The organism is Saccharothrix xinjiangensis, assembly GCF_039527585.1.
In the GTDB taxonomy this organism is placed as follows: domain Bacteria; phylum Actinomycetota; class Actinomycetes; order Mycobacteriales; family Pseudonocardiaceae; genus Actinosynnema; species Actinosynnema xinjiangensis.
This window is the reverse complement of the sequence record NZ_BAAAKE010000110.1, coordinates 1-501: the sequence shown is the minus strand read 5'-3', so window position 1 is coordinate 501 and position 501 is coordinate 1. Positions and strand designations below refer to the sequence as shown.

1 protein-coding gene is annotated in these 501 nt (G+C 72.1%); it reads left to right on the top strand.

Annotated features, from left to right (window positions below; genetic code table 11):
* Positions 1-501: beta-L-arabinofuranosidase domain-containing protein (locus tag ABD223_RS43465; protein ID WP_344044247.1), on the top strand; the 501-nt coding region annotated here is incomplete at both ends.

Genomic DNA, 501 nt, shown 5'->3' with positions numbered 1-501 from the left:
CCGGCGCCCACGGCTCCCGCCACCGCGACGAGGCGTTCGGCGACCCCTACGAACTGCCCGCCGACCGCGCCTACGCCGAGACCTGCGCCGCCATCGCCTCCGTGCAGTGGAACTGGCGCATGCTGCTGGCCACCGACGGGACCCGCTACGCCGACGAGCTGGAACGCGCGCTGTACAACGCGGTCGCGGGCTCCACCTCGCTGGACGGAGAGCACTTCTTCTACTCCAACCCGCTGCACCTGCGCACCGGCCACGACGGGTCGGAAGAGGACGCGCCCTCGCAGCGCCTGGCGTGGTACTCCTGCGCGTGCTGCCCGCCCAACCTGGCCCGCCTGATCGCCTCCCTGCACGGCTACACCACCACGACCGACCACGACGGCGTGCAGGTCCACCTCTACTCGGCCGGCACGATCCGCACCGAGGTCGACGGCTCCGCCGTGGAGATCACCACCCGCACCGACTACCCCTGGCACGGACGCGTCGAGCTGACCGTCACCGCCT